Source organism: Vibrio sp. 03_296 (assembly GCF_002265885.1).
On record NZ_NPKW01000016.1, the window covers coordinates 1 to 2,447 of the forward strand.

5 protein-coding genes and 2 pseudogenes are annotated in these 2,447 nt (G+C 41.9%); all 7 read left to right on the top strand.

From position 1 onward, the window contains the following. Positions 1-176: 176 nt before the first annotated feature. The 7 genes and pseudogenes from CIK04_RS01520 to CIK04_RS01555 all read left to right on the top strand — a co-directional run bounded on the left by CIK04_RS01520 (position 177) and on the right by CIK04_RS01555 (position 2,354). Positions 177-524: pseudogene (locus CIK04_RS01520) on the top strand (VOC family protein). Positions 525-541: 17 nt separating this feature from the next. Further along, entirely contained in the window at positions 542-658 is a 117-nt protein-coding gene (locus CIK04_RS01525) for a DUF3265 domain-containing protein (RefSeq protein WP_325205688.1), read from the top strand. Between the two features lie 73 nt (positions 659-731). Further along, complete coding sequence (locus CIK04_RS01530) at positions 732-1,082, top strand: hypothetical protein (RefSeq protein ID WP_128824570.1); 351 nt, start codon at positions 732-734, stop codon at positions 1,080-1,082. Between the two features lie 32 nt (positions 1,083-1,114). After that, a complete protein-coding gene (locus tag CIK04_RS01535) occupies positions 1,115-1,243 on the top strand; it encodes a DUF3265 domain-containing protein (RefSeq protein WP_128824572.1) in 129 nt (42 codons plus the stop codon). Positions 1,244-1,572: 329 nt separating this feature from the next. Continuing rightward, positions 1,573-1,707: a DUF3265 domain-containing protein gene (locus tag CIK04_RS35420; protein WP_130202004.1), complete on the top strand. Its 135-nt coding sequence runs from the start codon at positions 1,573-1,575 to the stop codon at positions 1,705-1,707. Positions 1,708-1,722: 15 nt separating this feature from the next. Then, positions 1,723-2,247: a hypothetical protein gene (locus CIK04_RS01550; protein ID WP_128824571.1), complete on the top strand. Its 525-nt coding sequence runs from the start codon at positions 1,723-1,725 to the stop codon at positions 2,245-2,247. Further along, a pseudogene (locus CIK04_RS01555) lies at positions 2,225-2,354 on the top strand (DUF3265 domain-containing protein). The gene CIK04_RS01550 and the pseudogene CIK04_RS01555 overlap by 23 nt, the downstream one beginning before the upstream one ends. The last annotated feature ends 93 nt before the right edge of the window (positions 2,355-2,447 follow it).

Here is a 2,447-nt window from a genome sequence, read left to right on the forward strand (position 1 = left end):
AAGCAGTTACCTTGAGCACGGGTATAACAATCTGTTTAAGAGGGATTCGCAACGCGTGGCATTTTCACTATGCGTTGGTTTTAGTGTTTAAGGCGATATGCGGTGGCATCGGTATTGCGTTGCTCACCCCTTAACAGGGCGTTATGCGCTAATTGGAAAAATGACAGGAGTTAACAATGAACCAGCATGAAAAGCTCAATTATGTAGAGTTGCAGCGAAAGACTTAGAGTCAACGAAGCGTTCTTTCAAAGGTTTTGGCTGGAATTGTTGACTATGGCCTGAATACGCAGCTTTTCAAATGAAGGTTAGATGGTGGTTTTTCAAATCTGAGCGTTCTAGTCGGACGGAAAGTGGTGGCGCACTTTTAGTTTCTATAGTTCAGACATTGAAGCAACATTGGATAAAGTTGTGAAAATAGCGGTGAAATCATCCGTCCAATTTTTGAATTTCCTGGAGGTTGTCGTTTTCATTTTGTGGAGCCAAGTGGTAATGAATTTGCTGTTTGGTCTGAAGCACGCGCATAACAAAGCGTTAAAGTGGGATTCATGCCGCGTGGCATTTTGGGTATGCGGTGAATTTTGGTGGTGAAAGTGGTCTGCGGAAAGTTGGTTTAGGCGGCACTCACCCCTTAACGCAGCGTTATACCAATTTATCGTAATAAGCTCCAACTCAAAACACTATCGAGTGAAGCTTGGTTTCTATATACTTCCTTATTTCAAAGGAAAACCAATATGGAAATGATCATCGTTTCATCAGAACAGCAGAAACGTCTAATCATGATCTTTACTCGTACAGCATCGCAAATGTCAGATAAAGCACTTCTAAGTGAKCTAAGCTCATATTCGGTGAACTCCAGCGTTTATCCWGCTTTCAAAGCCGCCTCAGATCTACGAGTAGATCGTATAAAATTACCATTTGGTGATGATAGAAGAGGCTCTTTAGAGGGTGGAGATTTCCTTTATCGTTATCTGTCTCGAGGGTATATCTGCCTTGGTGATTTCACGGGGCAACCTAAGCCAGATTTATCACAATGGGGTGTTCGCTCAGTTCGTAAGTTACCAAAAGTTGGTTTTGGCTTATAAGTTARGTTGCTTATGACTGGCCAAAAATTGGTATAACAAGGCGTTTAAGAGGGATTCATGCCGCGTGGCATTTTTGGTRTGCGGTGAGTTTTGGTGGTGAAAGTGGTCTGCGGAAGCTTGGTTTATGCGGCATTCACCCCTTAACGCGGCGTTATGCTTAATCAAGTAAAATCAGTTGGTTATGGTTTTTCTTTGTTCTCTTGGCTTTTCAGTTTGGTGTTTGTCGGCAAGTTGGCTTTTGTGAGCGCTGCTTTTCGGACACTCATTCTTTGGCGCTGGAAATTCAGAGAGTTGCCTCAATCAATTTTCGGGTAAGCGCAAGGTTAGGGCGGTTGGCTCAATCAGCAACTTGATCTTAGGTTTTTGAGTTTTAGCGGCCAAATTTCAAAGTCTGACTTTCAAAACTATGAGTCATTTCGGTTTTCTACGTTTTGGCTTTTGTTTGTAAATCAAAGTCGAGTTAATCTTGTTTTTAGTAAAACGTAAGCCATTGAAGCTTAAGCATAACAAGGCGTTTAAGCGGGATTCATGCCGCGTGGCATTTTTGGTTTGCGGTGATTTTTGTGGTGAAAGTGGTCTGCGGAAACTTGGTTTAGGCGGCATTCACCCCTTAACGCGGCGTTAAATGCTAGGAGGAAAATTGAACATCAGTAAACTAGCAGTAAGTATCTACACGATAGCGAGCATTTTAATTTATGGTGAGATCGTCAACCCTGATTTATTTAATGCTATCGACATAAACTTGGGTATTGTAACTATCAACCAAAATGAGGGAATGGAAGTTACGGAAATTCTGCTGCACCTTGTTGGGGTTCTTTGTAGTTGCTTATGCTCATCAACTGAAGCTATTTTATCAAGCCTAAAGCAAGGCTTTAAGAAACATCCCCTGTTAGTCGGTGAAATTAATAAAAAGTTGCAAGCAAAAACGGGGTCAACGACAGATAGAGTTTCAGAAGCAGATATAAAAGGCTTCTTAACTCCAACGGCAAGCACTGGAGCTTGGACCTCCATTGGTGTAGGACACGGAAATATTGGTGTAAAGTTGAGTCGAACCAATGTCTTATTCTGTTTTCTTACTACGCCGATCAGTACACTTTGGCTGTTAAAAGTTGAATTGCTATTTCCATTATTAGCGGCTTTGTGTGCGTGGTGGGTTAGCATTTAACAAACTGTTCAAGAGGGATTCGCAACGCGTGGCATTTTTACTATGCGTTGGTTTTAGTGTCTAAGGTGGTATGCAGCGGCTTCAGTATTGCGTTGCTCACCCCTTAACAGGGCGTTATGCCTTTTAGGAGAAATACATGACTATCCCAAAGCATTCAAAGCTTTATAGTTATACGCAAGGCTCTTATTTTGCTGACAGTT